The sequence below is a fragment of the Serratia sp. CMO1 genome (genome assembly GCF_015689115.1).
Lineage (GTDB): Bacteria > Pseudomonadota > Gammaproteobacteria > Enterobacterales > Enterobacteriaceae > Serratia > Serratia marcescens.
Genome location: NZ_CP065032.1, coordinates 1,750,301 through 1,764,401, shown reverse-complemented (window position 1 = coordinate 1,764,401; position 14,101 = coordinate 1,750,301). Strand labels below are relative to the sequence as shown.

Genomic DNA, 14,101 nt, shown 5'->3' with positions numbered 1-14,101 from the left:
TCTTTCAGGTTAGTGTGCGGTGATGGCTTTAGACTTGTAAGCCCCCAGATCGTCGATATACATCAGGTCATAACGCGCGTTCTTACTGACCGATCGTTTGCTGGCAGCAAACTGGGTGGAAAACGGCGCAACCATCAGCGAATCAACCAGCAGATGCTTGTCCTCACCCTGGCCGATATTCGCTACCGTGATGAAATACGGGCTGTTGTTGATGACGTTGAATCCCTTGCCATTGGCTTGCAGCGTCAGTGTTTCCAACGAGTTTTCTACGCCGCGGGTTAAGGCCTGCGGGCGGTAGAACAGCTTGATGCGCGATTTGATCGCCAACTGCAGCGTATTGGTACCCTGCAGGTTTTCCGGCGTCGGCGGGATATCCAGCACGTTGAGATAGAACACCGATTCGCGATCCGCCGCCAACGCGGCGCCGATTTTCTGAATGCGCAGCTGCTGCCCGCTGTTGCCGTTCACTTTCACCACCGGTGGCGATAGCAAAAACGGTACGTTGGCGGTTTCCGGGGTGGAATTGATGTCGCCGTCGTCGATCCAGGCCTGAACCAGTGAGGGATCGGCACCGTTATTTAGCAGCTGGACAATCACATCCTTGTTGTTTGCCGGGTAGATCACCCGCGTACCGTTAACCACCACATTGGCCTGCGCGCCAACGGAACCGAGCAACAGCGCCGCTATCATCATATATTTTTTCATCGTTCCCCCGGGTGGCCAGGCCCATCAAGGGCCTGGCTTTCAGCGCGATTACAGGTAAGAAATGGTGTAAGTCACGTTGGAGCTCAGAGCGCCCACTTTTGCCGCTTCGGCGTTGGTTTTGTAGTAGTACGCGTCCAGCGTCAGGGTTTCTGAATCCGGTGCCGCTTTATCGCCCATGATGTCGGTGACATAAGGCACGTTCAGCTGGATCGGGGTGGAAGAACCGGTTTCAGCCAGAGAGAAGCCCACGTTCTTCGCGACGGAAGCGTCGTTCTCGTTGACCGAATTGTTCAGCAAATATTTGCCGTCGGTGGAGATGTTATCCGCGGAGGAGAAGTAGATTTTCAGCGGGGTGCCTGCAGTGCCGGCCGCCGGAGAACAGCCGGAGAAGGTCAGCGAGAAGGACTTCTTGTTCTTGGTGATTGGTCCAACGGTGTTACCCGCGTCGGTCACCGAGATCGGGCTCAGCGCAACGGTGAAATCCGCGCTTTTTCCGCCGTTAATCGTACAGGTGGTGTCGGTAATGGCGCCGGTAAAGTTAATGATGCCACCGGCGGAATTGTCTTCAGCAAAAGCCGTAGGGGCAGCGACCGCAGCCGCCATGATTGCAACAGAAAACATCTTCTTCATCATGAGATAAAACTCCATAACAGTTTGGTTTAAGAGAATAAATAAAAATCAGCCGCTGCCGGCGGGATAAAACAATCCCTCCCCGTAATACAGAGGCAAAAGGATGAACACATTCCTGTTTTTATAAAATCAAGCAATGACGTTATTAATCACCCGACAATAGAAACGATGAAAATAACGAATATCTAGGAAGCCTCCGAGAAACCGGATGATATTTCCAGTAAGTTGTGCACCCGATTCTTCAATCCCATTTTGCGTAATGCACTGCATTTCTGCGTACTGACCGTTTTTACGCTTTTATCAAGAATCTTGGAAACCTGAGTCACCGTATAGCCGAAGGAAAGCAAATGGAGTGTTTCCACTTCACTTTCCGTCAGACAACTTTTCGTATGGCGGCCCACTCCTCTCTCAACGCTTCCATTCAATGCAGGATGCTGCGAGATATTATCCATCAGAAAAGACAACTCTTTACTGATGCCGGGGACACTGCCTTTTTTATCGAGCACGACGATATCATGCGAGACAGAGCGAAATAACAGACGGCGCTTCTCTTCCGTCGTCAGAAAAATCTTTACACCATGAATAGCAGCCAATAACGCCACAGCCATACTGAAACGCAACATGCTTTTTACCGCATCATCGACGATCAGAATATCGTGGCAATTTCGCCCCATAGCCAAAGGCAGATCGTCATAGTAGGCAATAACGTGATCTTTATGAAAAATCCTTGGCATCAATATTCTTTTTATCGCCTCTCTGAAGAAAATGTTTTCAGATACGATACCGATACTGAGCATACTTCCTCCATCCATGGTCAAAGACAACGTCGATACCTTGCACTAAATACCTGTCTTTTTCTTGGAAAACTCACATTGCCGTTCGGGAGCAAACAATAAGCGATTGGCACATAAACAAGCGCCGTAAACACTAAGATAATTCTGCATCAAATCATTAACGGCAGGAACATTATTTTTATTAACCTAAACTTTAATTATTATAATCTATGAAAACTAACTTTTTTAGAATTTAACACCAAAAATGACATAAAAAACGGCAACGAACTGCGTTTTCCGTTCGCCGACAAAATAAAAAAACGCCCTTAATTATTTATGTTTCCCGCCCAGAACCTTGACCTACCCGAAGTTTCACTAAATACTAGCCGTGAACTGGAAGCCTATATCATTATAAAAACCTGAACACATGAAATATATTATCGACCTCTGCGTCATCTATGACGCAAACGCGTGTCGTCTCCAACTCATTGATAATGATGAGTCATCGATACGGATATCCAACCCGGCTTCGCGCCTGCTAATTGAAATGCTGACTCATCCCAATATCCCATTGAAACGCGAGATGTTGATAAAAAAGGTATGGGAAGAGTATGGTTTTTCAGGCTCATCGATCAGTCTAAATGTGGCCGTTAGTGAAATAAGGAAAGCATTCAAACTTCTGGGCAGAGAAACCTCCCCAATAAAGACCCTGGCAAAAATCGGTTTTTGTTTCACCGCTATGATTGAAATTTATCCGCCACCGCAGGTAACCGTCAGCGAAACGCCGCCTTCTTATGCTTCAGAGCCGCTTTCGCCTCTGGCTCCTGTTGCCGAACCACACAACGTGCCGCCGCAGAAAAAGGTAAAGGTTAGCGCTGTTGCCACTGTCTGCTGCGTATTTATTCCTCTATTGATCGCAGCGACGCTTTATCCTATCGAACCGGCTGATCAACCTCGGGAGAATTTAGTTGCGTTAGGAAAAAAAGAAAATTGCACCCTATATTCTCTGGATGCAGATAAACATATTGATGACGAACTGGAAAAACGCATGGTCAACCAGGCATTAGAAGGCAGCGGTGTGGATTGTCTAGCCAATAAGGCGGATATCTATTTTTCCTCCGAAAAACATACGTTGATTTATAACACCTTCCTCGGAGTGTGTTATCTCGGCTCGCAAGATCGATACACCCAGTGTGTTACCTACAAAATTCTCAATGGAAAATAAATGGCCGCATTGCGCAACCCAAAAACACTGATTATCGGATTTTTGGCAGTGATTCTCTTCATTGTCCTGCTTCGCGTTTTAACACCCGCCGCACCTGTACATATGAATTGCCAAGCCGATACGATCACAAAAAAACGATTAGCTTCAGGCGATGACCTGGAACTAAAAGTGACGGGCAGTTTATTCATCTATGACGAGCATCGCGCCATGATCGTTCAACGTGGGGACATTAGCGTGGGAGGAAAAACCTACAGCCTGGATAGGAAAATAAACTTTGATATAAAGAGGTTGGATCACGGATTTTACATGACCACCCACCGAGAAATCAGCAAAGCCCCCGACGATAACGCGCCGGATGAGTTGACCAAAGAAATCCCCATGATCTCTCTCGGCATTAAGAACGGCGTTTTTTCGATGCGTAAAGTTCGACAGGATGCGTACATCGTTCATGGCGTGCTTTTCCCGGTCACGTTATGCCGTTAACGTGAAAGCAGAATGCCATAAAGCGACAGCGAAGAAACACAAGGGGGCGTGCTCTTGGCAAACACGCCCCAGATAGCGGTTGGGGAGGCGGGAGGATTATTTTACCGACATATCCGTGCGGACGATGCCATGGTTTTTCATCACCTCTTCCATGGTGAGGTTCTCATCGTACGGCGTATCATCCACCACGACGTCTTGCGGGCGGACATAAGGTTTGGTCGCGCGTTTGAACATCCACCACCATACGAACACCAGAAAAGCGCCGGACTTCAAAAAGATCATCGTCCATAAGGCGACTTGATACCAGTTCATCTCTGTCTCCATAAGAGCATTAAGCGAAATTGATAAGGCGGCGTTGCTTGTCGCACCGGTAACGCCTGGCAACAGCAGGCATCCGAGCGGCCGACCTTGATGGGTGCATAATCTCACCGACGCATGGCCCTTATCAATAGCCGATCGCGTTTCCTGCAGAAGCGCCCCGGTTTATCCGCACGCAAAAGCAAAAAACCCCGTGCTCAGAGAGCACGGGGTCAGAATGTATGGCGGAGGAGCAGAGATTCGAACTCTGGAACGGTTTCCCGTCGACGGTTTTCAAGACCGTTGCCTTCAGCCACTCGGCCACCCCTCCGCAACGACGCGCACTATAAACAGACCTTATTCGCTTGTAAAGCCCAAACGCGTTCAACCGCGCGAAAAATCGCCGCAGGCAAAGCAAGCGGCGATCAAACGAACACCTTCCCCGTTGTTGCCATAATGATAACTAAGGGTAAAGATTGGTAAACAAACTTTAATCAAGCGCTTGCGCTGCCTATCATCGGGATTATTTTGTGATGGCCTGATAAGAGAGAGCATCATTATGGATCGCATTGTCGTCTCATCTTCTTCGCGCGACTCGCTGCTCAGCACGCATAAAGTCCTGCGCAACACCTATTTCCTGTTATCCCTGACCCTGGCTTTCTCAGCCCTGACCGCGACCGCCAGTACGATGTTGGGTCTGCCTGCGCCAGGCTTGCTGCTGATGCTGGTCGGTTTCTACGGCCTGATGTTCCTGACCCATAAACTGGCCAACAGCCCGGCGGGCATTCTGGCGGCTTTCGCGCTGACCGGTTTCATGGGATACGCCCTCGGCCCGATCCTCAGTTCGTTCCTGAACGCCGGTGCGGGCGATCTGATCATGCTGGCGCTGGGCGGCACCGCCGCGGTGTTCTTCTGCTGCTCGGCGTATGTGCTGACCACCCGTAAAGACATGTCGTTCCTGTCCGGCATGATGATGGCCGGTTTTGTGGTGCTGCTGGTGGCGGTGATCGCCAACCTGTTCCTGCAGATCCCTGCTCTGCACCTGGCTATCAGCGCGCTGTTCATCCTGTTCTCCGCCGGCGCGATCCTGTGGGAAACCAGCAACATCATTCACGGCGGCGAGACCAACTACATTCGCGCCACCGTTAGCCTGTACGTGTCGCTCTACAACATGTTCATCAGCCTGTTGAGCATTCTGGGCTTCGCCCGCAGCAACTGATCGCGCGTTACGCATGCCTTCCAGGCCCCGCTACGGCGGGGCTTTGTTTTTTGCGGCCGAAAAAATTTGCTAAACTGGCGGCCGTTCCGAATTATCCGTTATCGAGGCAGTATGTTGGAGTTTGAAGGTCAGGTTATCGACACTGACGCGCAGGGCTATCTGAAAAACAGCGCCGACTGGCATGAGGGCCTGGCGCCGCTGCTGGCCGCGCAGGAAGAGATCGTGCTCACCGAAGCACACTGGGAAGTGGTGCGCTTCGTGCGCGACTTCTATCAGGAATTCAATACTTCGCCGGCTATTCGCATGCTGGTCAAAGCCATGGCGCAGAAATACGGCGAAGAAAAAGGCAACAGCCGCTATCTGTATCGCCTGTTTCCGAAAGGGCCGGCCAAACAAGCCACCAAAATCGCCGGCTTGCCGAAACCGGTGAAATGCATCTGACCGCTCAGCACGCAGCGCCGCTGCAGGCGAGCATTCAGTAGCGAATGCCAAACCCGGCGTAATCGGCCACCCCCTGCGGCTCCACCAGCACGCGTTCGACGCGCGCGCTGCGCGGGCCGCCCTGTTTCAACCACTCCACCAGCTTATCCACCTGCGCCTGTGTGCCGCAGGCCACCACCTGAACGCTGCCGTCATCGAGATTGCGCGCATAGCCGGTCACCCCCAACGCCTCGGCCTGCCGCTGAGTGGAATAGCGGAACCCTACCCCCTGCACCACGCCATACACATACGCAGCAATGCAAACTTGTGACATAATCGCCCCCTGTTGTCTTGTCTAAAGAATAAGGATGTATTGAGTATAGAAACTCAATCAAAAGATAAAGAGACAGGGAGCCATAGGACAACAATTTGTCTAATGGAGGCTTACGTAAAAAGTAGACGGCCGAGTCCCCTCGGCCGGGACAGACGTTCTATTTTTCGGCGGGTAGCCAGTTGGCCCTTTCCCCGTAAAAGAAAGAGTCGATAAATCTGCTTTTGCCACGCAAGCGGATAAATATGATGACCAGGGCGAAAATAATGGCCGTTACGCTGAGATAAAAACCTGACGAATCCTTATCGACCATTGCTCCGACAAGCAAAATGGGTAACACATGCCAAAGATAAATAGGCAGAGATACCTGCCCCATTTTGACCACTAAGCCCTCAATTCTTAGCTTCAGGCGCTTACACAAACTCAGCATCAACAACAACAGCGCAGCATTAAATGCAAACCATGAGGCGGCATCCAGCAGTGCCCCGCTCGGTTCATAATACCCTAATATACCTACGGCCAACGCGATAGCGAACAATGCCAGCGGATTACCGTAAAAATTCTTATCCCCCACCAGGAAGCCTAATAAAAAGAAGGAGTAGTAATAATAGAAACGCTTATCACCAATGAATTTCAGCCAGGCATATTGGTTTTCCAGCGTGTCAGCGTAACAGTACCAGACAATAGACAATATGGCGGAAGTGAACAGAAAGAAACCGAGTAAGAAATTACTCTTGTAAATGACCATAGTATATAGCACAAATATGATCACTGCTGGGATATACCAAAGATGATAGTAGGGGTAGAGAAATAGACCGATGAGTTGCTTTAAGCCTACTTCTTCTGAGAAGTAAAGAGAATAAACACTGTAAACAACGAATGCCAACACATAAGGAATTATCATTCGCCACTGATACTTTTTCAGCACACTAATCACGCCGCCATCAAGAAAATAGCGCCGAACAAAGTAGCCCGTCACCCCTAGAAAAAGCGGCATATGGAAATAATATATTGCCCCACGCAAACCAACATCAGCACTGCCAGGCAATACATGTCCCACAATGACGAGCAAGATAAGCAACCCTTTCAAAAAATCAAACGATAAGCTTCTTTCTTTAGCCATTTAAGAAAAATCCTAACATCTAAATAATAAATATCAGGTGCTCAATAACAGATTAAGTTAAGATTTTTGTCAATGCGAAAAAACCTAAAAATCACAAAAAACTTACAAAGAACTTACAAACCGTCGCGCGGAGGATAGGCTTTCCTCCGTGAGGCAAACGACAGTCTGAAGTCAATTACTACGACAATAAAACGATAACAATCAATTAATTAAAAAAACCAATCCCCAACCCCCATTGAATGATAGGCTCTGCTTGCTCACAAGAAAGCGCACCGTCGACATGCCGTCGTTGTTACACTTACCGTCGGACAACCAAGCGGCAGCGCTATTCCTATTTCGAGTAAAGCCATCTGCTCCATTGACGATTATGTGAGAGGCGTCAATGATTTTTTTTCAAGTTATCGAGGGATGATGTAATATCAGAAAAATCAACCAACTTGCGAACGACTTTCGTTTTAAAACGATCATCATATTCAACCTGAGCATTTTTTACCTTTAATAACCTATCAATCATTCTGTCCGCTTGCTCGCCGTCGAATCCAAAATAACGGTTGCCGTAAAATCGCTCGCCGTTAATCAACACAGCACCTGAGTTTGGGTTCGCAGTGGGTGGAAATAAAATTTTATAATGCCCGGCCTGAACCGAAATCTTTAATACTCCATCACTTATAGTGTTTTCATCACCATGAAAAACCCACTCGTTAGCTAATACTGTGTTAGTCGTCATAAAAAAAATTAAAAACAAAAACATCCTCACTGGTGCACTCCCTTCAATTCATATCTTAAAAACAATCAGCAACACTCTTAATTAAAATAAAACATTACTATTCAGCCTTATTTCCTATAAAGCATAATGCCTCAGACGAATATCGGCGCCTACAGGTAACGAGGCGCCTTCACACGCTGTTCGACGTGCGTTCATCTCTACCTCGCTATAATACACCTATTTAAGCTGTCATTTCTTCAGTTTGAAGGCTGCACTTTCTCACTCTACGGTGTGACGTCAGCAGAGATAACGCGATACAATGCGAGCCAACGCGGTAGTGAACACCGTAAGATTCAGCTATGATGACGAACTTATTTTGGCAATTCTTCAAAACCGCCAATTAACCCATTGAATAAAAAGTAGTTTAACCATGCGCTTACATCTCGCCAAAGGACGTGAAAAGTCCTTACTCCGTCGCCACCCTTGGGTGTTCTCCGGCGCCGTTCAACGCGTTGAGGGTAAAGCCCTCTCCGGTGAAACCATCGATATCCTCGACAGCCAGGGCAAGTGGCTGGCGCGCGGCGCCTATTCGCCCGAGTCGCAGATCCGCGCACGCGTCTGGACTTTCCAACAGGATGAAGAGATTAACATCGATTTCTTCATTCGCCGCCTGCAGCAAGCGCAAAGCTGGCGTGATTGGGTCGCGCAGCGTGACGGTCTGGACGGATACCGCCTGATCGCCGGCGAGTCCGACGGCCTGCCGGGCATCACTATCGATCGCTTCCAGAATTACCTGGTGCTGCAGCTGCTGTCCGCCGGTGCCGAATACCAGCGCCCGGCCCTGCTTTCCGCCCTGCAGCATTGCTACCCGGAATGTTCGATTTACGATCGCTCCGACGTTGCGGTGCGTAAAAAAGAAGGCCTGCCGCTGGCGCAGGGCCCGGTGCTGGGCGATCTGCCGCCGGAACTGCTGCCTATTACCGAGCACGGCATGAAGCTGCTGGTGGACATTCAGCAAGGGCACAAGACCGGTTTCTACCTCGACCAGCGCGACAGTCGCCTGGCGGCGCGGAACTACTCTGCCGGCCGCCGGGTGCTGAACTGCTTCTCCTACACCGGCGCCTTCGCCGTTTCCGCTCTGATGGGCGGCTGCGAGCAAGTGATCAGCGTGGATACCGTACAGGCGGCGCTGGACATCGCAAAACAGAATGTCGAGCTCAACAAGCTGGACCTGAGCAAGGCGGAGTTCGTTCGCGATGACGTGTTCCAACTGCTGCGCAACTACCGCGCTCAAGGCGAAAAATTCGATCTGATCATCATGGATCCGCCTAAGTTCGTCGAGAACAAGAATCAGTTGGCCAGCGCCTGCCGCGGCTACAAAGACATCAACATGCTGGCGCTGCAGTTGCTGAATCCAGGCGGCATTCTGCTCAGCTTCTCCTGCTCCGGCCTGATGCCGACCGACCTGTTCCAGAAAATTTTGGCCGATGCCGCTGTAGATGCCGGACGTGATGTACAATTTATAGAGCAGTTCCGCCAGGCTGCCGATCACCCGGTGATCGCCACGTATCCTGAGGGGCTGTATCTGAAAGGCTTCGCTTGTCGGGTGATGTAACTTGAAATGCGCTGCCTTGCCCCCATATATGAGCAAGGCATTGTTTCTCAGGAGGTCATCATGATTGCCAGCAAATTCGGTATCGGACAACAGGTTAGGCATAAACTGCTGGGGTATTTGGGCGTCGTGATCGATATCGACCCGGAATACTCTTTAGAACAACCCAAAGCTGACGAGATAGCGGCGAACGACGAACTGCGTTCCGCCCCTTGGTACCACGTGGTGATGGAAGACGAGGAAGGCCAACCGGTGCACACCTATCTGGCGGAAGCGCAGCTGGATGGCGAGCCCCAGGAAGCGCACCCCGAGCAACCATCGCTGGATGAACTGGCGGAATCCATCCGTCACCAGTTACAGGCGCCACGTTTGCGCAATTGACCGCGCCAAGACCTGAGAAACCCCGAGAGGGCCCGGCATCGCGCCAGGCCCTTTTTTATTTAGCGCTCCAGCCCTAAACGCGGTATTTCTATTTTCGGGCAGCGATCCATCACCACGCGCAGCCCAGCCTGTTGCGCCAGCGCCGCCGCCTGATCGTTAATCACCCCTATCTGCAGCCACAGCGCCCTGGCGCCGATCGCTATCGCCTCTTGCGCCACGCCGTAAGCCGCCTCTGAATTGCGAAACACGTCAACCATATCCACCGGCTGTGGGATAGCGGCCAGCGTAGGGTAAACCGGCTGCCCCAGCAGCGTCTGCCCCTCCAGTTTTGGGCTGACCGGTATCACCTGATACCCTTGTGCCAACAGATACGCCATCACCCCATAGCTGGGCCGCGACGGGTTATCGCTGGCGCCGACCAGCGCGATAGTTTTCACTTGCTGCAACAGCTCAACAATCTCTTGATCTTGCATCTTCAACTCCCGTTTATCATTGCGTCACTTTCCATTTCGAGTGTAACCGATCGGCATTCGCTCGGTTAAACGCAACGCGAGGGAAACTTCACCGCAATCTTATGGTCAGAGGCTGTCGCGGTTCAGCTGCGCACGGTCGTGTCTAATCGCGATAAAATATGTAAAAATGTAAACAAAATGCCCAATTGAAAAATTTTGACACAACCTATGCCGTGTTCAACACTTAGAGCTACGTCACTTTATAAGGAGATAATGATGAAATTTGGTCTGGTGGTTGCGGCGTTGCTCAGCATCAGTATGCCTGCCGCGGCTACGACCCTGAAACTCTCCCCGGACATCGACCTGCTGGTGGTCGACGGCAAGAAAATGACAGGTTCGTTGTTAAAAGGTGCCGACAGCCTTGAACTGGACGGCGGGCAGCACCAGTTGCTGTTTAAAGTGACCAAAACCGTTCGCTTCGGCCAGCATACACAGGCCTATACGTCCCTGCCGCTGGTTGCCACCTTCAATACGCAAAAGATCAGCCAAGTGGCGATCGAACTGCCGCGCATCGAGAACGATCGTGATGCGCAACGCTTTGACAGAACGTTAAATTATCTGGTGGTCGATAAAGACGGCAACGCCTTGCCATTCCGGCATGATGCGCTGCATCCCGACAGCGTCACCTTCAATACCGATTTGGAAAAGGTGATGACCGATTACAACCGCCAGAACCGCCCGGCCTCCGTTCCGGCCTTTGTGCAGGCGAACGCAGGCAATCCCTCAACCCTCGCGTTGGCCGGCGCGCCGCTGAATGCCCCGACGGTGACGTTGAAAGGTGAGAACGTGTCGGAACAGATGTTGCAATACTGGTTCCAACAGGCCGACAAGGAAACACAGAAGCGCTTTCTGCGCTGGGCCAATAAACAACCGATTCGCTGATCCCTCCCGGCGTCTTTCCCCGCAAAGGCGCCTTTTCTTCGCATTTTCAGGCGCAAACGCTAGGCAGTGAAAAACAGTTTCAGTAATCTGTCGCACATCCCCTGATTAGCGAAGGACACCGAGATGGAATTGACTACCCGCACTATCGCCGCGCGCAAACATATTGCGCTGGTGGCGCACGATCACCGCAAACAGGCCCTGTTGGAGTGGGTAGAAAGCCACAAGACCATTCTTGCGCAGCATCAGCTTTACGCCACCGGCACGACCGGTAATCTGATCCAGCGCGCCAGCGGCATTCCCGTCACCAGCATGCTGAGTGGCCCGATGGGCGGCGATCAGCAGGTTGGCGCACTGATTGCGGAAGGCAAAATAGACATGCTGATCTTCTTCTGGGATCCGCTGAACGCGGTGCCGCACGATCCGGACGTGAAGGCGCTGCTACGGCTGGCGACCGTATGGAATATTCCGGTGGCCACCAACCGCTCGACCGCAGACTTTCTGATCGACTCTCCGCTGTTCAAAAACGAGGTGGAGATCGCTATTCCCGACTATCAACGCTACCTGCAAGACCGCCTGAAATAGTCCTCACGGCCTGGCTGCCGCCAGGCCCGAGCTTACGGTTTTTTCTGCACCGGTACGCCAAGATCCTGCAGGTGTTCAACGAATACCGAAGGGCGTTCACGATCCTGCAACAGCCATACCTGATGTTTAGCTCGAGTTAACGCGACATACAGCAGACGGCGTTCTTCGGCATCCGGGAAATCCTCCGGCCGCGGCAATAGCACCTCTTCCAACACCGACTCGCGCGCCACGGCGGGGAAGCCGTCACGCCCCTCATGCAAACCGGCAATGATGACGTATTCCGCCTGCTGCCCCTTGCTGGCATGGATGGTCATAAACTCCAGATTCAGTTTAGGCCAACGGGTGGCCGCTTTCGCCAGCGCTTCCGGTTTCAGATGGTGGTAACGCGCCAGCACCAGGATGCGCTCATCCGGCTTGGCATAGCCGCTCAGTTTATCCAGCAAGGGCTCCAGTTGTTCGTGCGGCAGGATCGCCACCGACTTTTTATTGCCCTTGCTCAGGCTGTTGAGCGGTTTTTTCAGCTGGTGCGGGTTTTGCTGCACGAACCGGTTGGCCACCTCGCCGATACGTTCATTGAAGCGATAGGTGGTATCCAGCGCGCACTGCGCGCCTTCGCCAAAGTTCGTGGCGAAGGCCGTGGTTAACGTCAATTCTGCGCCGCTGAAGCGATAAATCGCCTGCCAGTCATCCCCCACCGCAAACAGGCAGGTCTGCTTGTTCTGTCGGCGCAATGCCGCCAGCAACAGTGCACGCTGCGGTGAGATATCCTGAAACTCGTCGACCAGAATATGTTTCCACGGGCTGACGAAGCGCCCCTTGTCGAGAATGTTGACTGCCTGATGGATCAGGCCGGAGAAGTCCACCGCCCCTTCCTCTTTCAAGGCGCTTTTCCAGGCTTTCAGCAGCGGCGCCATCAGCCGGATGCGTTTTGAAAACAGATCGCGGATTTCTTCATCCGCCTGCTCAATCATTTCCGCCTGGCTGCCGCCGTGCATGCGCATCAGCCCCAACCAGCGTTCCAACCGGCTTGCCAGGCGATCCGCCAGGCGCTTATCCTGCCAGAAGTCGCCTTCCGGCACTTCCCACTCCAGCTCTTCGGTCAACCATTGACGCCACCCCTTGGCCTGCGCTTTCTTCTCTGCGCACTGTTGGCGCCAATGGGTAATCAGCAGCTCTTTGCGCGCTTTGGCATCGGTTTCCAACCGGCTGATGGCCGGCGCTTTGCGGCTGCCTTGTTGAATGATTTGCAGCGCCAAGGCATGGAAGGTCTTGGCCTGAATGCCGACATCGCCCAAACGTTCTTTGATGCGGTCGTTCATCTCGCCGGCAGCCTGACGGCCGAACGCCAACAGCAAGATTTGCCCCGGTTCCGCCTCCTGACGGCGCAGCAGCCAGCCGGCGCGCGCCACCAGTACCGACGTTTTGCCGCTGCCGGCGCCGGCCAACACCAGCACGGAATCCTCGCCGTTGACCACCGCGCGGCTCTGGGCGTCGTTGAGCGGTGAGCTTTCGACGGTCTGGAAGAAGTCGTGATGTTGCTCCAGCATGCGATCGGTCCACTGCCGGTTGCGTTGTTCAACGCTGCGTTGCCCCTGCTGCAGCCATTGCAGACACAGATGGTAATCGGCCCGGCAGTTATCGAATTCATCCAGGCGCGCTACCGGCATCGGCAGCGCGGAGAAAGCCTCACGGATTTGCTGTTGCAGCTTGCCCAGCTCAGACTTTTTGAACCATTTATCTTGCTGTTCTATGCGCTGAATCTGTGCCACCTGCTGTTGCAACACGCCGGCGCTGACCTCACTCATTTCGGCGCTCCACTGCTGCCACGCCTGCTGCAGATAGTGATAAAAACGCTGCGTTTCCTGCCATTCGGTGCCGTGCAGCCGCACCACTTTTTCGTCCGGCAATTCAAATTCCAGCTCGCCCCAGACGATGCCGCGCTTGCACCTGACCTGAATCAGTTGATTGAAGGGGATCAGGTATTCATGTTTTTCCCCGCTCACCTCAACGCCGGCGTGCAGCAACCGCACGCGGTTATAAGGGTGCTGAGCCAGGTGTTTCCCCAGCGATGTCGCTTTAAGTTCCATATCGTCGCGCCATGACTATGTTGAGAGTAAATAACGGATATCTGCCAGTTTACCTGCGATAAGCAGTGGCACTCTAGCGCTAAAAAAAGGGTAGAATAGATTTTGCGTTTTTATCGTGAATACGCCCGCATCG

17 protein-coding genes and 1 tRNA gene are annotated in these 14,101 nt (G+C 52.1%); 8 read left to right on the top strand and 10 right to left on the bottom strand.

The features are described 5' to 3' along the window. Positions 1 to 9: 9 nt before the first annotated feature. From IT763_RS08310 to IT763_RS08300, 3 genes are all read right to left on the bottom strand, one after another. Positions 10 to 705, bottom strand: a complete 696-nt coding sequence (locus IT763_RS08310; RefSeq protein WP_206195333.1) for a molecular chaperone — start codon at positions 703 to 705, stop codon at positions 10 to 12. Between the two features lie 48 nt (positions 706 to 753). Next, positions 754 to 1,338, bottom strand: coding sequence for a fimbrial protein (locus IT763_RS08305; protein ID WP_080286924.1), 585 nt, complete (start codon positions 1,336 to 1,338; stop codon positions 754 to 756). Between the two features lie 182 nt (positions 1,339 to 1,520). Continuing rightward, on the bottom strand, positions 1,521 to 2,132 hold the full coding sequence (locus IT763_RS08300; RefSeq protein WP_164053773.1) for a LuxR family transcriptional regulator: 612 nt from the start codon (positions 2,130 to 2,132) through the stop codon (positions 1,521 to 1,523). A gap of 403 nt (positions 2,133 to 2,535) precedes the next feature. Here IT763_RS08300 and IT763_RS08295 point away from each other — a divergent pair, with 403 nt between their 5' ends. Both IT763_RS08295 and IT763_RS08290 read left to right on the top strand, forming a co-directional pair. Further along, positions 2,536 to 3,333: a winged helix-turn-helix domain-containing protein gene (locus IT763_RS08295; RefSeq protein WP_206195331.1), complete on the top strand. Its 798-nt coding sequence runs from the start codon at positions 2,536 to 2,538 to the stop codon at positions 3,331 to 3,333. Beyond that, positions 3,334 to 3,816, top strand: coding sequence for a hypothetical protein (locus tag IT763_RS08290; protein ID WP_033640789.1), 483 nt, complete (start codon positions 3,334 to 3,336; stop codon positions 3,814 to 3,816). Positions 3,817 to 3,912: 96 nt separating this feature from the next. On the opposite strand, the gene IT763_RS08285 is transcribed toward IT763_RS08290, so the two are convergent. Next, positions 3,913 to 4,128, bottom strand: a complete 216-nt coding sequence (locus IT763_RS08285) for a hypothetical protein (protein WP_016928277.1) — start codon at positions 4,126 to 4,128, stop codon at positions 3,913 to 3,915. Between the two features lie 228 nt (positions 4,129 to 4,356). After that, positions 4,357 to 4,444: transfer RNA gene (locus tag IT763_RS08280), tRNA-Ser, on the bottom strand. A 228-nt stretch (positions 4,445 to 4,672) separates the two neighbouring features. Here IT763_RS08280 and yccA point away from each other — a divergent pair. Together yccA and tusE are read left to right on the top strand one after the other, a co-directional pair. Beyond that, complete coding sequence (yccA, locus tag IT763_RS08275) at positions 4,673 to 5,332, top strand: FtsH protease modulator YccA (protein ID WP_004928091.1); 660 nt, start codon at positions 4,673 to 4,675, stop codon at positions 5,330 to 5,332. Between the two features lie 111 nt (positions 5,333 to 5,443). Then, positions 5,444 to 5,773: a sulfurtransferase TusE gene (gene tusE, locus IT763_RS08270; protein ID WP_004928095.1), complete on the top strand. Its 330-nt coding sequence runs from the start codon at positions 5,444 to 5,446 to the stop codon at positions 5,771 to 5,773. Between the two features lie 34 nt (positions 5,774 to 5,807). Here the strand turns inward: tusE and yccX are convergent, their stop codons facing one another. The 3 genes from yccX to IT763_RS08255 form a co-directional block, all read right to left on the bottom strand. Next, the gene (yccX, locus tag IT763_RS08265) at positions 5,808 to 6,086 is read right to left on the bottom strand and encodes an acylphosphatase (protein ID WP_049300496.1); all 279 of its coding nucleotides are present in this window, start codon (positions 6,084 to 6,086) and stop codon (positions 5,808 to 5,810) included. A gap of 157 nt (positions 6,087 to 6,243) precedes the next feature. Then, positions 6,244 to 7,206, bottom strand: a complete 963-nt coding sequence (locus IT763_RS08260) for an acyltransferase family protein (protein ID WP_016928279.1) — start codon at positions 7,204 to 7,206, stop codon at positions 6,244 to 6,246. A 379-nt stretch (positions 7,207 to 7,585) separates the two neighbouring features. After that, positions 7,586 to 7,963 carry a hypothetical protein gene (locus IT763_RS08255; RefSeq protein WP_151254377.1) on the bottom strand — a complete coding sequence of 126 codons (378 nt, stop codon included), beginning with the start codon at positions 7,961 to 7,963 and terminating at the stop codon, positions 7,586 to 7,588. Between the two features lie 379 nt (positions 7,964 to 8,342). Here IT763_RS08255 and rlmI point away from each other — a divergent pair, with 379 nt between their 5' ends. Further along, positions 8,343 to 9,527 carry a 23S rRNA (cytosine(1962)-C(5))-methyltransferase RlmI gene (rlmI, locus tag IT763_RS08250; protein WP_206195330.1) on the top strand — a complete coding sequence of 395 codons (1,185 nt, stop codon included), beginning with the start codon at positions 8,343 to 8,345 and terminating at the stop codon, positions 9,525 to 9,527. A 60-nt stretch (positions 9,528 to 9,587) separates the two neighbouring features. After that, positions 9,588 to 9,905, top strand: coding sequence for a heat shock protein HspQ (hspQ, locus tag IT763_RS08245; protein WP_004928104.1), 318 nt, complete (start codon positions 9,588 to 9,590; stop codon positions 9,903 to 9,905). 59 nt (positions 9,906 to 9,964) lie between these two features. On the opposite strand, the gene IT763_RS08240 is transcribed toward hspQ, so the two are convergent. Continuing rightward, the gene (locus tag IT763_RS08240) at positions 9,965 to 10,378 is read right to left on the bottom strand and encodes a CoA-binding protein (RefSeq protein ID WP_151254376.1); all 414 of its coding nucleotides are present in this window, start codon (positions 10,376 to 10,378) and stop codon (positions 9,965 to 9,967) included. 255 nt (positions 10,379 to 10,633) lie between these two features. Here IT763_RS08240 and IT763_RS08235 point away from each other — a divergent pair, with 255 nt between their 5' ends. Together IT763_RS08235 and IT763_RS08230 are read left to right on the top strand one after the other, a co-directional pair. Further along, positions 10,634 to 11,299: a DUF2057 family protein gene (locus IT763_RS08235; RefSeq protein WP_143778801.1), complete on the top strand. Its 666-nt coding sequence runs from the start codon at positions 10,634 to 10,636 to the stop codon at positions 11,297 to 11,299. Between the two features lie 123 nt (positions 11,300 to 11,422). Continuing rightward, entirely contained in the window at positions 11,423 to 11,881 is a 459-nt protein-coding gene (locus IT763_RS08230; RefSeq protein ID WP_016928284.1) for a methylglyoxal synthase, read from the top strand. A 32-nt stretch (positions 11,882 to 11,913) separates the two neighbouring features. Here IT763_RS08230 and helD read toward each other — a convergent pair whose 3' ends face one another. Continuing rightward, positions 11,914 to 13,968, bottom strand: coding sequence for a DNA helicase IV (gene helD / locus IT763_RS08225; RefSeq protein ID WP_115115948.1), 2,055 nt, complete (start codon positions 13,966 to 13,968; stop codon positions 11,914 to 11,916). Positions 13,969 to 14,101: the final 133 nt, after the last annotated feature.